This window comes from Staphylococcus sp. FSL W8-0271, assembly GCF_038006605.1.
GTDB classification, from domain to species: Bacteria; Bacillota; Bacilli; order Staphylococcales; family Staphylococcaceae; genus Staphylococcus; species Staphylococcus cohnii.
In genome coordinates this window covers 2,271,882-2,285,800 of sequence record NZ_JBBOVM010000001.1, presented here as the reverse complement: position 1 = coordinate 2,285,800, position 13,919 = coordinate 2,271,882, and the positions used below count along the sequence as shown (strand labels likewise).

The 13,919-nt window shown below is 32.6% G+C and carries 15 protein-coding genes; 9 read left to right on the top strand and 6 right to left on the bottom strand.

Features of this window, described 5'->3' with window-relative positions; all coding sequences use genetic code 11:
- Positions 1–20 precede the first annotated feature (20 nt).
- Positions 21–335 (top strand): hypothetical protein, encoded by a 315-nt coding sequence (locus tag NST87_RS11250; protein WP_340721723.1) that lies wholly within the window; start codon positions 21–23, stop codon positions 333–335.
- A gap of 156 nt (positions 336–491) precedes the next feature.
- Here the strand turns inward: NST87_RS11250 and NST87_RS11245 are convergent, their stop codons facing one another.
- Positions 492–1,673, bottom strand: coding sequence for an MFS transporter (locus NST87_RS11245; RefSeq protein ID WP_340721722.1), 1,182 nt, complete (start codon positions 1,671–1,673; stop codon positions 492–494).
- 123 nt (positions 1,674–1,796) lie between these two features.
- Here NST87_RS11245 and NST87_RS11240 point away from each other — a divergent pair, with 123 nt between their 5' ends.
- Positions 1,797–2,687 (top strand): LysR family transcriptional regulator, encoded by an 891-nt coding sequence (locus NST87_RS11240; protein ID WP_340721721.1) that lies wholly within the window; start codon positions 1,797–1,799, stop codon positions 2,685–2,687.
- Positions 2,688–2,872: 185 nt separating this feature from the next.
- Here the strand turns inward: NST87_RS11240 and fusF are convergent, their stop codons facing one another.
- Positions 2,873–3,517 carry a fusidic acid resistance EF-G-binding protein FusF gene (fusF, locus tag NST87_RS11235; protein WP_040029926.1) on the bottom strand — a complete coding sequence of 215 codons (645 nt, stop codon included), beginning with the start codon at positions 3,515–3,517 and terminating at the stop codon, positions 2,873–2,875.
- A gap of 408 nt (positions 3,518–3,925) precedes the next feature.
- On the opposite strand from fusF, the gene NST87_RS11230 reads away from it, so the two are divergent.
- Together NST87_RS11230 and NST87_RS11225 are read left to right on the top strand one after the other, a co-directional pair.
- A complete protein-coding gene (locus tag NST87_RS11230; protein ID WP_040029927.1) occupies positions 3,926–4,882 on the top strand; it encodes an NAD-dependent epimerase/dehydratase family protein in 957 nt (318 codons plus the stop codon).
- A 529-nt stretch (positions 4,883–5,411) separates the two neighbouring features.
- A complete protein-coding gene (locus tag NST87_RS11225) occupies positions 5,412–6,488 on the top strand; it encodes a branched-chain amino acid aminotransferase (RefSeq protein ID WP_040029928.1) in 1,077 nt (358 codons plus the stop codon).
- A gap of 135 nt (positions 6,489–6,623) precedes the next feature.
- Here NST87_RS11225 and NST87_RS11220 read toward each other — a convergent pair whose 3' ends face one another.
- Positions 6,624–7,130, bottom strand: coding sequence for a cupin domain-containing protein (locus tag NST87_RS11220; protein ID WP_052437205.1), 507 nt, complete (start codon positions 7,128–7,130; stop codon positions 6,624–6,626).
- A gap of 175 nt (positions 7,131–7,305) precedes the next feature.
- On the opposite strand from NST87_RS11220, the gene NST87_RS11215 reads away from it, so the two are divergent.
- Positions 7,306–7,992, top strand: coding sequence for an HAD family hydrolase (locus NST87_RS11215; protein WP_040029929.1), 687 nt, complete (start codon positions 7,306–7,308; stop codon positions 7,990–7,992).
- Positions 7,993–8,209: 217 nt separating this feature from the next.
- On the top strand, positions 8,210–8,599 hold the full coding sequence (locus NST87_RS11210; RefSeq protein WP_040029930.1) for a hypothetical protein: 390 nt from the start codon (positions 8,210–8,212) through the stop codon (positions 8,597–8,599).
- A gap of 655 nt (positions 8,600–9,254) precedes the next feature.
- Here the strand turns inward: NST87_RS11210 and NST87_RS11205 are convergent.
- Both NST87_RS11205 and NST87_RS11200 read right to left on the bottom strand, forming a co-directional pair.
- Positions 9,255–9,917 carry a deoxynucleoside kinase gene (locus NST87_RS11205; RefSeq protein WP_040029931.1) on the bottom strand — a complete coding sequence of 221 codons (663 nt, stop codon included), beginning with the start codon at positions 9,915–9,917 and terminating at the stop codon, positions 9,255–9,257.
- Positions 9,910–10,527, bottom strand: a complete 618-nt coding sequence (locus tag NST87_RS11200; RefSeq protein ID WP_040029932.1) for a deoxynucleoside kinase — start codon at positions 10,525–10,527, stop codon at positions 9,910–9,912. The genes NST87_RS11205 and NST87_RS11200 overlap by 8 nt, the downstream gene beginning before the upstream one ends.
- A 64-nt stretch (positions 10,528–10,591) precedes the next feature.
- On the opposite strand from NST87_RS11200, the gene tadA reads away from it, so the two are divergent.
- The 3 genes from tadA to NST87_RS11185 all read left to right on the top strand — a co-directional run bounded on the left by tadA (position 10,592) and on the right by NST87_RS11185 (position 12,638).
- Positions 10,592–11,101 carry a tRNA adenosine(34) deaminase TadA gene (tadA, locus tag NST87_RS11195; protein ID WP_040029933.1) on the top strand — a complete coding sequence of 170 codons (510 nt, stop codon included), beginning with the start codon at positions 10,592–10,594 and terminating at the stop codon, positions 11,099–11,101.
- Positions 11,102–11,180: 79 nt separating this feature from the next.
- Positions 11,181–12,053 (top strand): Cof-type HAD-IIB family hydrolase, encoded by an 873-nt coding sequence (locus tag NST87_RS11190; protein ID WP_040029934.1) that lies wholly within the window; start codon positions 11,181–11,183, stop codon positions 12,051–12,053.
- Between the two features lie 18 nt (positions 12,054–12,071).
- Positions 12,072–12,638, top strand: a complete 567-nt coding sequence (locus tag NST87_RS11185) for an NADPH-dependent FMN reductase (RefSeq protein WP_040029935.1) — start codon at positions 12,072–12,074, stop codon at positions 12,636–12,638.
- 135 nt (positions 12,639–12,773) lie between these two features.
- Here NST87_RS11185 and NST87_RS11180 read toward each other — a convergent pair whose 3' ends face one another.
- Positions 12,774–13,112 carry a transcriptional regulator, SarA/Rot family gene (locus tag NST87_RS11180; protein ID WP_046207254.1) on the bottom strand — a complete coding sequence of 113 codons (339 nt, stop codon included), beginning with the start codon at positions 13,110–13,112 and terminating at the stop codon, positions 12,774–12,776.
- Between the last annotated feature and the right edge of the window lie 807 nt (positions 13,113–13,919).

Below are 13,919 nucleotides of genomic sequence, written 5' to 3'. Positions count from 1 at the left end.
AACGAATAGAAGGCGGGAAAATGTTGTTTCACTTAGACGATAGTGAAGATTTAGAAATGCGTATTACACATTTCGAACCAAATAAAACGATTGGTTTTACATGGGATATTGGAAAAGTGAAATTTGAATTATTTGAACATCAATCATATGTAGAACTCATTTTTTATGAATATTTACCTTTTGAATTTCCACATATTACATTAGATTTTGCTGGTTGGCAATTTCAAACCGAAAGTATCAAAAGTATTGCCGAAACAGGCAAGCCATTATCACAACAGGATTGTGATTTTGATGCGAAAAAAACTGAAATTGAAGCCAGCTTAGCTGTGATTTAAAGTGAAAGGCATTAAAAATACTTCCAAAACATAAGGCAAGCAAACGACAGTTCGTTTTCGTTTGCTTGCCTTATTAATGTGATATAAGTATATGGTAGATGACAAATTTTGTTACATCCACATTTAGATGATTAGATTAGATTATAAATGATTATATTAATAATTGTTGTTTTTAGCTGCTTTTTTTCCATGTAATAGGAAATAAAGTACAATTGATAAAATAACGAGCGCAGCCATGGTGATATATAGGTTACGATAACCCATAATTGGAATAATCACACCTAAAATAAATGGTCCTATACCAGCGCCGAAATCTGCAAACATATAGAATGTAGAAGTCGCGAGTCCAATTTTTTTAACTGGAGACTGTTGTATAGCAATAGCTTGTGCGCTTGGAATGATAGTACCATATCCAACGCCAATGAAAATTGCTGAAATAAGCAATAATAAACTTGTGTGTGTTGCACTTAAAAGTATAAGTCCAAGCATGAAACTAATTAATACTGGATACATCACTTTATTTTCACCGTAATGATCATAAATTTTTCCAGTAAACGGACGTGTAACAAATGTACTCACTGCATATACAATAAAGAAGAAACTAGATGCCGTAGCAAGATTGATTTGTTCTGTATAAACAGTTAAAAATGATAGTACACTAGAATAAGCGATACCAACGAATATGATTACAACAGATATTGATAATGCTTCTTTTTGGATATAAGCACTAAGTCCTTTTTCCTTGGAATTATTGTCTGTTGTTGACGGTTCTGCTTTTGGTAACCCTTTGATAAACAATGAGATAACAAAAGCGATAATAATGACTGCCAAGCTAACGATAAAAATAGATTCAAAACCAAATCTTTGATTTAATATGATACCAGTGAATGGTCCGATTGCTGAAGCGGTCGTTACGCTTAATGCATAATAACCGATACCTTCACCTTTTCGTTTATCTGGAATAATTCTAGATGAAATGGTTCCAGTTGCAGTTGACGATAAACCAAAAGCAATACCATGCAGTAATCTTACGATCATTAATATAAGAAGACTGTTGATTGCAAAGTATAAGCCAACTGTAATAATTGAGAAAATAATACCATATATTAATACTTTTTTAGGCTGCAGATTATCGATGATTCTGCCAGAAACTAAGCGTCCAAATAACATACCGATGATAAATATACCAGCTGCTAAACCACCCATACTTTCTGAAGCGTGGTATTTATCAATTGTAAATATAGTGACAGTGACGATTAATGTATAATGGATTAAATACATTAAAAAGTTTGTCATTGTAATGAAGATAAAATCTTTTGACCAGAGTTTATCGTACATATTTAATACCGTCCTTTAATATAAATTTTTTCAACCATCATTTATTATAATAGATAATGTATACTAATGTATAATTTGAATTTTTTAAGTTTACATAAGCTTTACTGATATAAGGAGGATACAATGAATTTTGAACAATTATCGTATGTTAAAAAGATTTATGAGTTAGAATCTATTGTTCACGCTTCGGAAGCAATGCATATTAGCCAATCAGCGATGAGTCAGTCTATTGCTAATTTAGAGTCAGAGTTAGGGTATAAAATTTTTAATCGTTCACGTAAAGGGACATTGCCAACGGAAGTTGGAAAGCGACTTATACCTTTAATTATAGATATTTTAGAAGCTCAGACGAGTTTATTATCGGAAGTAGAGGCATTGCATAGTAATATCAAAGGTTCATTAAAAATAGCGACGATACCAACCTTATTTAATAAAATTGTACCAAAAGCTTTATCAAATTTTAAAAAAGACTATGCGCATATTGATGTAGAAGTATTTGAAAGTGATAGACAAGAAATTATAAAAATGATTGAAAATAATGAGATTGATATCGGACTTATAGGGAAAACTGAAAATGAGACTTTTAGTCATCACATCGTCCCACACTCATTGAATTTATCTACTGACTTTAAATTAATTGTACCTAAAAAATCTAAACTATCATTAAAAAGCATGGTTGAAATGGAATCAATTAAACAATTTCCTTTTGTCTTGTATGATCGCAATTTTTATCATAATAATTTTAAAGCATTTGAAGATGAAAATGGTCCATTAAAAATTGTGTTTAGAACGAATAATCCAAGTGTATTGATTAAAACAGTTTCCGAGGGGTTGGGTGTAAGTATTGTATCGAGTTTGATACTAGAAGATGATCCGTTCATACTTAATGGTTTGATTGAGATGCTCCCCATTGGCTCACCATTTGATTATTATATTTATTTTACAGCTTTAACAAATGTTGATCGCGTGAACGAACAAACCATTCGTACTTTTATTGAGTATTTGAAAAATTAAAGTCGCACTTCCCAACTTGTTGGGTTAGTGGGACTTATGCATGAGCGGAAGCTCGAGTAAACCTTTAAAGCACTTCCCAACTTGTTGGGTTAGTGGGAGTTATGCATGAGCGAAAGCTCAAGTAATTCTTTGTATTTTGAAGTTAAAGTACTAACATAATGATCATACTAGCGGAACTATAAAACTTATGAGTGGATTTTATCGACGAATTGATAAAATTGTGTAATATCCGACAATTGTTGATTACATTTGATACTGTCAAAACAAATATAGTCACCTTTTTTGGTATATTGTCCATCACCAGAAGTACGTGTTTTACGCATAAATAGAGCGACATTAGATTCTTTATTACAAATTGCGCAATAGCCCTTAACGGTTTGGTTAGCAATGTCGCCATAAAAACCTGTTAAAGTTCCTTGCTCGTTATAATAGATGATAAATTTTCTGTTTGAAGCGATATCGTTCCATCCGATATAAGTACTTTCCAAAAGAATTTCATCACTAATAAGCGGTGATTTAAGCTTTTTAATTTTACGAAAAGTTTTTTCGACTTGTTTTTTTGAGGGGTGTTCAAAGGGTATAACGTATGTCTGTAAAGTTTCTAATATTTTATCTACTTGTACTTTAGTAATACGTATGTTCATTAATTTTTCAATCGCTTCAGTCAACGTATCATCTGTTTGATGAAACTGCTGATAAATGTCTATTTTAGTTGTTTCTTTTATAGAAGCAATTGTATTTAAGTCATTTACTGATTTATAAGCATTAAGTAAATGTGCGATTCGTTCTTTAATATAGTTAAATTGATATGGATAAATTTGTTTTTCCAATTTTTTTAAATTCCTTTCACATTATAATTCTTAAAAGCAAAAGATGCTTTGTGAAAAGAAATTTTAAACAAAGCATCATACTATAGACAGTAATTGCTTTGTATTAATAATGAAGCATTGTTATGCAACATATCATCATCTCCACATATTGTATTTGTTTGTTTTATATCAAATTACCAAAGAAATGTCAAAATCTATATATTATAAAATTTTCCTATATAGCGAGAAGTCAAAAGCTTAACAATCATTAGCTTACAACGACAATATCGTAAAATATAATTAGTTGATTCATGTACACGCGTAGTATACAAAAAAGCGCTTTTATAGTACAATGTTTGTAAATGATAGATGTTTGTCCACTACGAAAATACATTACGATTTCTGTAATAAACAAGGGAGTTTTTGATTATGAAAAAGATAATGATTACAGGTGCTTTAGGTCAAATTGGTACTGAGCTCGTAGTAAAATGTAGAGCGTTATATGGCAATGATAATGTACTTGCCACAGATATTAGAGAACCAGAAACAGGTTCGGCGATTGCTAATGGACCATTTGAAATTTTAGATGTTACAGATAAAAACAGAATGACGGAAATTGTTGAGTCTTTTAAACCAGATACATTTATGCATATGGCGGCATTATTATCTGCAACAGCTGAAAAAAATCCACAATTTGCATGGGATTTAAATATGGGTGGTCTTTTAAATGCTTTAGAAGTAGCTCGAGAATATGACTTACAATTCTTTACACCAAGTTCAATTGGAGCTTTTGGTCCTTCAACACCGAAAGTGAACACACCACAGGTTACGATTCAACGACCAACTTCTATGTATGGCGTTAACAAAGTTGCTGGTGAGCTATTATGCCAATATTACTTTGATAAATTTGGTGTAGATACAAGAAGTGTTAGATTCCCTGGATTAATATCACATATTAAAGAGCCTGGTGGCGGTACAACAGATTATGCAGTAGATATTTATTTTAAAGCAGTTCGTGAAGGTCAGTATACAAGCTATATTGCTAAAGATACATTTATGGATATGATGTATATGGAAGATGCAATTGACGCTATTATCAAGTTAATGGAAGCAGACGGCGTAAAATTAATTAATCGTAACGCCTATAATTTGAGTGCGATGAGCATTGAACCAGAAATGGTCAAAGCGGCAATTCAAGAGCATTACCCAGATTTTAAATTAAATTACGAAGTTGACCCAGACAGACAAGGTATTGCTGACAGTTGGCCAAATAGTATTGATACAAGTTGTGCTAGAGCAGAGTGGGGCTTTAATCCTAAATATGATTTGACTAAAATGACAGAAGTTATGTTTAAAGAAATCTCAAATAAAGATAAAGTAAGATAATTACTTTTGAAATAATCGATGACAAAGCGATTAAGGTATAAACTTTTAAAAAGTAAGAGCGCTAATTCACTTTGGATTAGTGCTTTTTATATTTGAAGTTATATCATCATGTACGTGAATGCTTCTTGTCTGATATATGGTTTAGCCATATAATCTTGCAGTTATGACGTTCCTTGAGTGTTAGTGTTGTACAATACCTTTGTACAGCTTTTAATACTCAAAAAAGCCTTTTTCCTATCGTTCACTACACAATATCAATGAAAATTTTGAACTTAGTTACTAATATTAATAGATTGTGATATATCAATATCGATTTCCGTAGTATCTCAAAAAATGTGAACGTTCATGCTTTAATCAGTGACATCTATGTATTATCTTCTATATGATGTTACACTTGAATCAATTAATTTCATTAGTTTAACCAAAGATGTTGTTATTTTTTTAATTTTTTGAAAATTATTGAATGAAACTATTCTGATTGGTATAATTTAATGTATTAGTTATTAATAGAACATTGGAGGAAACAGTCATGTCAGAAAAAATAAAATTGATACAGCGTGAAAGCCTTAAAGAAAAACCAGATCCAAGTAATTTAGGATTTGGGGAATATTTCACAGATTATATGCTAAGTTTCGATTACGATACTGATCAAGGATGGCATGATTTGAAAATTGTACCTTATGGACCGATTGAACTTTCTCCAGCGGCCCAAGTATTACATTATGGACAAGCAGTATTCGAAGGATTGAAAGCTTATAAACATGACGGCGAAGTAGATTTATTCCGTCCATCTGAAAATTTTAAACGTATTAACAATTCTTTAGCACGTCTAGATATGCCTCAAGTTGATGAAGATACGTTATTAGAAGGTTTAAAACAATTAGTAGATATCGAACGTGATTGGGTACCAGAAGGAGAAGGCCAATCATTATACATACGACCATATGTATTTGCTACAGAGGGTATTTTAGGTGTACGACCTTCATATTCATATAAATTATTAATTATTTTATCACCTTCAGGTTCTTATTACGGTGGTGACTCTTTAAATCCGACAAAAATTTATGTAGAAGATGAATATGTACGTGCAGTCCGTGGTGGTGTTGGTCATGCAAAAGTAGCTGGTAACTATGCGGCTAGCCTTTTAGCACAAACAAATGCATCAGCACAAGGCTATGACCAAGTACTATGGTTAGATGGTGTAGAGCAGAAATATGTGGAAGAAGTCGGCAGTATGAATATCTTCTTTGTAGAAAATGGAAAAGTGGTAACACCTGCATTAAATGGTAGTATTTTACCAGGTATCACACGAAAAACAGTTATTGAATTAGCGCAAAACTTAGGTTATGAGGTAGAAGAACGTCGTGTATCTATCGATGAATTGATTGAAGCGCATCATAATGGTGAATTGACTGAGGTGTTCGGTACTGGAACAGCAGCGGTGATTTCACCAGTTGGTCAATTAAAATACGGCGATACTGAAATCGTTATTAATAATAATGAAACAGGAGAAGTAACTCAAAATTTATATGATCATTATGTTGGTATTCAAAGTGGTAAGCTTGAGGATCCGAATGGTTGGAGAGTAGTCGTACCAAGATATTAAATTTCTCCCCAAAAGATAACAATAAACAGCACAATAAAAGGAGCAAGTCAGAAATCTCACGTTACTAAAGATTTCAGCGTCTTGCTCCTTCTTTTTTGTTGAAAACTATTAACAGACAGTCTGCGATGGTTTAACTTAATGCCAATATTTAAATAGCGGGCCATCTTTGCCATATATTGGATCTGTGTCAGGTAAACTTGCGTTTTTGATGTTCTCTATATTTTGTGGCCATTCGTCAGGGTTTCCAGTACAAAAATCATAATCTTGACCATTTGGATAGGCACCTATTACTGCAAAATTATGATAACTGTGAACTCGTTTATGACCATAACCAGCTGGTATGATAATGACATCGCCTTGCTGAATATCTACATGAGGCCCCAATTCACCACCTAGTTGTACGATGGCATTTCCTGAAACGACAATTAGGACTTCATGTGTATTGCTATGATAATGATGTATTGGAAATATGCCGCTACGCCAAGCGTTTGGCCAATTGTTTTTATTTAAAATATCTAGAGGTCTTTCTTCTTGTTTGATTACATTTTTATATAGCAGCAAGGCATATTTAGGGTTATTGGGAATTGAATCATCACTGTCGCAAGAAATGGTTTCAATTTTAACATTAGGGTTAGGCGCCAAACTTTTCACCTCTTTTATAGGTATTACTATATCTCATAACCTAAATATTAGGATTTTAAACGGTGTTCACAATCGGTATGTTAGTTGAGTTATTTGTTTTAAGAACGATTTTTATATTAAAATTAAGTAGTAAGTTGAGGGATACATATTGTTAAACATAGGAGCTGTTTAAAACATGGAATGGATATTATTTGATAAAGATGGCACAATCATATATTTTGATCGCAGTTGGATGAAAATCGGATTGCAACTCGTTGATGATTTTATGGCAACATATAAGGATGCAATTGACGATATAGATGAAGGTTACGCGTATTTAGGTGTTATAGATGGTGAAATTCAACCAGGTACGATTATGGCTTCAGGCGCATTAGATGAAATGATTGAGGCATTTTGTAAAATTGCAAATCAAGATGTAACAAGTTGGGCTCAACAAAGAAGTCAAGTGCTCGTCGATAATAGGGTGCCAGAAAATGTTTTAGTTGAAGGCATCAGTGAAACATTAGATATGTTAAAGCAAAGAGGTTACAAACTAGGTATTGTGACAAGTGATTCTAAAAGAGGGGTAGAACAATTCTTGGAATACACGCAATTCGACCATTACTTCGATATTGTGATTTCTACTGAAGCGGATGCCGTTGAAAAACCAAATCCTGAAGTGCTAAATCCACTTTTTTATAGATATGATATAGAACCTGAAAATGTAGCCATTATCGGTGATACTGCGAATGATATCCAAACTGGCATCAATGCTAAATTAGGGTTGAAAGTTGCAGTTTTAACAGGTGTTGGTTTAAAAGAATCATTTACTAAAGCGGATTATATTTTTGAAACTGCAAATAGTGTAGTCGACATATTATAATAATGGGACTAATCCACAAAATATAGGAGTGGGACAGAAATCTAATTTTATTAAATAGATTTCGTCGTTCCACCTTGGCAAGTATGGCTAGAATTGAAAAAACTTGATTTAAAGCGCATTTTCAGTTCAATCACCTACTGTCAATATGGGATTGGCTTGGTACGAATCCATTATGTCTTAGTCTCTATTTGTAAAAAAACGTAAACGAGGTGGTTGAATGATTGATGGAAGATATGCAAATTATCGCGGTGAAACATATAAAGTTGTAGAAATTGTAAGTAATGAAGTATTGTTAGTCACTGAGGATGAACGAGCTACGGAACATGGTTTTGAAGCACAAACGCATCGTCACGCTGCACATACATTATATTATAAACATGTAGCGAGAGATGATGTTGATGAACTTTATGAACTATATCAAGAAGCGAGATATAGTGGTGCTATTTTTGATTTATATCAAGACTTAGAGGGGCAATTATATATAGGTACTGAAGACGAAGATAAAGCAAGTACATTTGGTCTCGACCAAACTGAGGAATATTATTATAGTAAGTATGTAGATGAAGACGAGATAGAAAAGATTATTTATCGTAAACATATTGAATAAAGTCCCACTTCCCAACTTGTTGGGTTAGTGGGACTTATGCATGAGCAGAAGCTCAGGTAAACCTTTAAACCACTTCCCAACTTGTTGGTTTAGTGGGACTTATGCATGAGCAGAAGCTCAAGTAAACCTTTAAAGCACTTCCCAACTTGTTGGGTTAGTGGGACTTATGCATGAGCAGAAGCTCAGGTAAACCTTTAAACCACTTCCCAACTTGTTGGTTTAGTGGGACTTATGCATGAGCAGAAGCTCAAGTAAACCTTTAAAGTACTTCCCAACTTGTTGGTTTAGTGGGACTTATGCATGAGCAGAAGCTCAGGTAAACCTTTAAACCACTTCCCAACTTGTTGGTTTAGTGGGACTTATGCATGAGCGAAAGCTCAAGTAAACCTTTAAACCACTTCCCAACTTGTTGGTTTAGTGGGACTTATGCATGAGCGAAAGCTCAAGTAAACCTTTAAACCACTTCCCAACTTGTTGGTTTAGTGGGACTTATGCATGAGCAATGGCTCAGGTAATGGGTTAACTTGATGGTGCGTGCAGGAAAGAATTGATTTCTTTCAAAAGATATTGTTGTCCTGCGTTTTGTTCTACATTACAAAATCTGTTTTATATGGTACTATTCTTGATTTTGCAAATGTTTTAAGCAATAAACGTATTATCGTTGATCTACATTTCGATAAGTTTCAATAATATGACGGATTTTATCAATAACAGGATTTAGTGATTCTGGATCTGCATGTAAATCATATTCATTGATGTTCACTCTTACAACTGGACACGCATTGAATTCACTAATCCAATCTTCATATCGTTTGAATAATTTTTTCCAATATTCTGGATCTGTTTCAATTTCCATTTGTCGACCACGTTGTTTGATGCGATCAATCACTTCATCATAATCACATTCTAAATAGATAAGTACATCTGGTTTTGGGAAGTATGGTGTCATGACCATAGCATTAAATAGTTCGGAATATGTGTTGAAGTCTTCTGGACTCATTGTCCCTTGTTCTTCATGCATCTTAGCAAAAATATCAACATCTTCGTATATAGAGCGATCTTGGATAAAGCCGCCGCCATATTCAAACATACGTTTTTGTTCTTTGAAGCGCTCTGCTAAAAAATAAATTTGTAGATGAAAGCTCCAACGTTCAAAATCATGATAAAACTTATCTAGATAAGGGTTATGATCTACATTTTCAAACGATGTTTTAAAATTTAATCTTTGTGCCAATGCTTTCGTTAATGTTGATTTTCCAACGCCGACTGTACCAGCGATTGTTATCACAGCATCTTGAGGGATACCGTATTTATTCATCATCTTTTCCTCCAATCAATGGTTGTACTAAATCTAAAATATAATTATAATCATTTTCTTGCTTCATAAAATCTAAATCAGTCGTATCTATTCGAATGACACTTTCACCATCTGCTTTTAACGAACGATAATAGGCATTGTAATCACGTTTTAAATTAAGTAAGTAGTCGTCTTCAATCTGATGTTCGAAGCTACGATTACGTAACGCGATACGCTTTTTCAATATTTCTAAATCTGCATCTAGAAAGATAATCACATTTGGCATTTCTAAATCTTCAGTTAAAATATCATAAATTCTAGAGAATTTATTAAATTCAGAAGGTGTTAAAGTATTATTTGCAAATATTTTATTTTTATAAATATGGTAATCACTTACAATACCTGTAGGAATTGCTTCAAGATCTTGAAATTGTTTGTAACGATTACATAAAAAGAACATTTCTGTTTGAAAACTCCATTTGGAAATATCTTCATAAAAATCGGATAGAAAAGGATTTTCATTTACGATTTCTTTTTCTTCATAATAATTAAAAGTCTGGCTAAGTTTATGTGTTAATGAAGATTTACCGACGCCAATCGGCCCTTCAACAGCAATAAATTGTTTTTTCATGTTTTTACCGCTCCAATGTTAAAATAGACAATAAATATTGTACCATATGTGAGGTGATAGACACATGTATACTGACCAATTTTATATGAAAATTGCGCTAGAAGAAGCGCGGAAAGCTGGTGCTATTGGAGAAGTACCAATTGGAGCTATTGTCGTGAAAGATAATGAAGTTATTTCACGAGCGCACAATTTACGAGAATCCACTCAAGATCCTACTGCACATGCTGAACATATTGCGATTCAAAAAGCTGCAAAACAGCTTAATAGTTGGAGGTTAGCGTCCTGTAAACTTTATGTTACTTTGGAACCTTGTGTAATGTGTTCAGGTGCAATCGTCATGAGTCGTATTCCTGAAGTAATCTATGGTGCACAAGACTTAAAAGGTGGTTGTGCAGGTAGTTTGATGAATCTGTTGCAAGAATCGCGATTTAACCATCGGGCCAAAGTTACTACAGGTGTATTAGCAGAGGAGTGTAGCCAATTATTGAAGACATTTTTTAAAGATATTAGACAAAAGAAGAAAATCATACGAACAGAGGATAATACAAATAGTGAAACATTTGGTAAAATATGAAATGTGTTACAAAATTATGGCAATTTGAGAATGAGTATTCAATCGGTGTTTTGAGATAAAGTAGAAACGAGGTAAATCAATGATAAATTTAATTGCAACAGATATGGATGGTACGTTATTGAACGCTGCACATGAAATATCAGAAGAAAATATCCAAGCTATCAAATATGCACAATCACAAGGCATAACTGTAGTCATTGCTACTGGTCGGGCATTTTATGAAGCAAATGGACCAATCAATCAAACAGACTTAAAAGTGCCATATATTTGTTTGAACGGTGCAGAAGTCAGAGATGAATCATTTAATATTATGAGCACTTCAAATTTAAATAGAGAACTCATAAATCGCATTACGGTAGAATTAAATAAAGAAAACATTTTCTATCAAGTGTATACCAACTTAGGCATCTATACTGAGAATCCATTACGAGACTTAGAGATTTATATTGATATTGCACAACGTGCTGGTCAAGAAGCAGATGTAGAAAAAATTAAAAGTGGCATTCAAAAACGTATAGATAACGGTACATTAAAAGTAGTTGAGAATTATGACAAAATTCAAGATACACCTGGTGAAATTGTGATGAAAATATTAGCTTTTGATAGTGATTTAGAAAAAATTGATCGAGTAAGTGAAACATTAGCAAAATCAGAAAGTTTGGCAATTTCTTCTTCATCACGCGGAAATATAGAAATTACGCATTCAGATGCACAAAAAGGTATTGCTTTAAACACGATTGCAGAGCGTCTAAATATTGATATGGAAAATGTTATGGCAATCGGTGATAATATGAATGATGTTTCAATGTTGGAACGCGTCGGTTATTCAGTTGCAATGGAGAATGCAGCTCCAGAAGTTAAAGCAATCGCAAAATATGAAACTGACTCTAATGAACAAAGTGGTGTTGGTAAAGCGATAATGAAACTACTTAGAGAAAATAACAAATCATAGCATGAGGTGAAAGGATAAATGAAAGGATTAATCATAATAGGGAGTGCTAAAATGGGCTCGCATACAAATGCTTTAGCTCATTATTTAAAAGGTCATTTTGAAGACCAATATTTTGAGGTTGAGATCTTTGATCTAGCGGAACACTCAATTCATCAACTGGATGTCTCTGGCGTTTCTTCACCAAGTGAAGTGTATAAAAATAATTTAACATTATTACAAACGAAAGCGCGAAATGCAGATTTCTTTATATTAGGAACACCAAACTACCATGGCTCATATTCTGGTATTTTAAAAAATGCATTGGATCATTTAACGATGGATGATTTTAAAATGAAACCAGTTGGATTAATCGGTAACAGTGGTGGAATTGTAAGCTCTGAACCATTGTCTCATTTACGTTTGATAGTACGTTCATTACTCGGAATCGCAGTACCAACGCAGATTGCGACGCATGATACAGACTATAATAAATTAGATGATGGTACGTATTACTTGGATAACGAGGAGTTTCAATTACGTTCAAGACTATTTGTGGATCAAATTATTTCATTTGTGAAAAATAGTCCGTATGAACACTTGAAATAATGTGAAGTCATTTTTGAATAGGGGTTACGATGCAAGTTGTATCTCGCTATGTACATAATCTAAAGGGTTTTGGAGCGCATATGAAATCAAACATTACTTTGATTTCATATGCGCTCTTATGTTGCTGAGGTTTAATTAGGCAGTACTGTGAAGTATTGAATTAACTATTAAATGATACTGTTCAATCAGCTGTTTAATTTCTTCTAACTTGATATCATGCAAATAAATACATCTTTCATCAGATTGATCTCGAGATTTTTTTAAAAGGTTAAGTTCGATAAAATGGTTGATTTGTGAAGAAACAGGTGAATTTTGGACTTGTAATAACTTTTTTAATTCAATGGCATTTATTTTATTCTTATTAAGATAGAGCAATTTATCCAAAATGATTACCTCAGAAATCGTAAGATTCAAATTTTGTTTCACTACTTTATTAATCAATCCTCTTTTTTCTTCATAAATAATTGTATTCATATTGTCACCACACTTTTAATATTTTGCTTTTATGCGTTAAATTGAAATTGTTGATAGAAATAGAATTTTAAATGTTGAATTACTGACTAGTTTCTTATGGTATTTAAAATCAGAAGGTTGGCAACCAATAATATTATTGAACAGATAACAATATTCATTTTGACTACGAAAATCATAGCGTTGTTGAACAATGTTTAAATGATCACCATTAAGCAAATCACATATGGAAGCATGAATTTTAGATGACGTAATATATTGAGATAACTTACAGTTCATCAATGTTGAAAATTCTCTTGATAAAAAGCTATTATTTACAAAAAAATAATTAGCAATTTCTTTGCAGGTAATTTTAGTCGTTAAATGCGTATTAACATATTGTACGACATCTTTAATTAAAGATGTTTTATAACTGCATTGTAATTCAGAACTTTGAAAATTTTGATACTCAGAATATTTTATACTTTTAATTAAATCTTTAATGGCATTGTTCGGATTGGTTATAGATTGATGTTGAATCGCATCAATTATATCTAATAATTTGAGGCGTATCTCTTTTTTTAACGATATATGTTTAAACGTGTTAAAATTTAGTTGCTGGAAGTATTGATAATATTAAAAATTATTTAGTGAAAGACAGATTAAACTACCGTTAAAAGAGATTTGTTTAATGGATTCATAGTCGTGGATATGAAATATGTCACCTACTTTAAAATGATGGAAAGTAGTGTTTTTCAAAGCCACAAATTCTCCTTCTGTTACTAAAAAAATATGTAGAAAATGAGGTCTGCTTAATTGGCTTATAGAGCC

Bases quoted from the DNA above. Each gene is read 5' to 3' on its own strand.
- NST87_RS11190 (WP_040029934.1), top strand. From the start codon at position 11,181: ATGATAAATTTAATTGCAACAGATATGGATGGTACGTTATTGAACGCT.
- NST87_RS11250 (WP_340721723.1), top strand. From the start codon at position 21: ATGTTGTTTCACTTAGACGATAGTGAAGATTTAGAAATGCGTATTACA.
- NST87_RS11225 (WP_040029928.1), top strand. From the start codon at position 5,412: ATGTCAGAAAAAATAAAATTGATACAGCGTGAAAGCCTTAAAGAAAAA.
- NST87_RS11180 (WP_046207254.1), bottom strand. From the start codon at position 13,112: ATGAATACAATTATTTATGAAGAAAAAAGAGGATTGATTAATAAAGTA.
- NST87_RS11245 (WP_340721722.1), bottom strand. From the start codon at position 1,673: ATGTACGATAAACTCTGGTCAAAAGATTTTATCTTCATTACAATGACA.
- NST87_RS11210 (WP_040029930.1), top strand. From the start codon at position 8,210: ATGATTGATGGAAGATATGCAAATTATCGCGGTGAAACATATAAAGTT.
- NST87_RS11230 (WP_040029927.1), top strand. From the start codon at position 3,926: ATGAAAAAGATAATGATTACAGGTGCTTTAGGTCAAATTGGTACTGAG.
- NST87_RS11215 (WP_040029929.1), top strand. From the start codon at position 7,306: ATGGAATGGATATTATTTGATAAAGATGGCACAATCATATATTTTGAT.
- NST87_RS11205 (WP_040029931.1), bottom strand. From the start codon at position 9,917: ATGAATAAATACGGTATCCCTCAAGATGCTGTGATAACAATCGCTGGT.
- NST87_RS11240 (WP_340721721.1), top strand. From the start codon at position 1,797: ATGAATTTTGAACAATTATCGTATGTTAAAAAGATTTATGAGTTAGAA.
- NST87_RS11185 (WP_040029935.1), top strand. From the start codon at position 12,072: ATGAAAGGATTAATCATAATAGGGAGTGCTAAAATGGGCTCGCATACA.
- tadA (WP_040029933.1), top strand. From the start codon at position 10,592: ATGTATACTGACCAATTTTATATGAAAATTGCGCTAGAAGAAGCGCGG.
- NST87_RS11200 (WP_040029932.1), bottom strand. From the start codon at position 10,527: ATGAAAAAACAATTTATTGCTGTTGAAGGGCCGATTGGCGTCGGTAAA.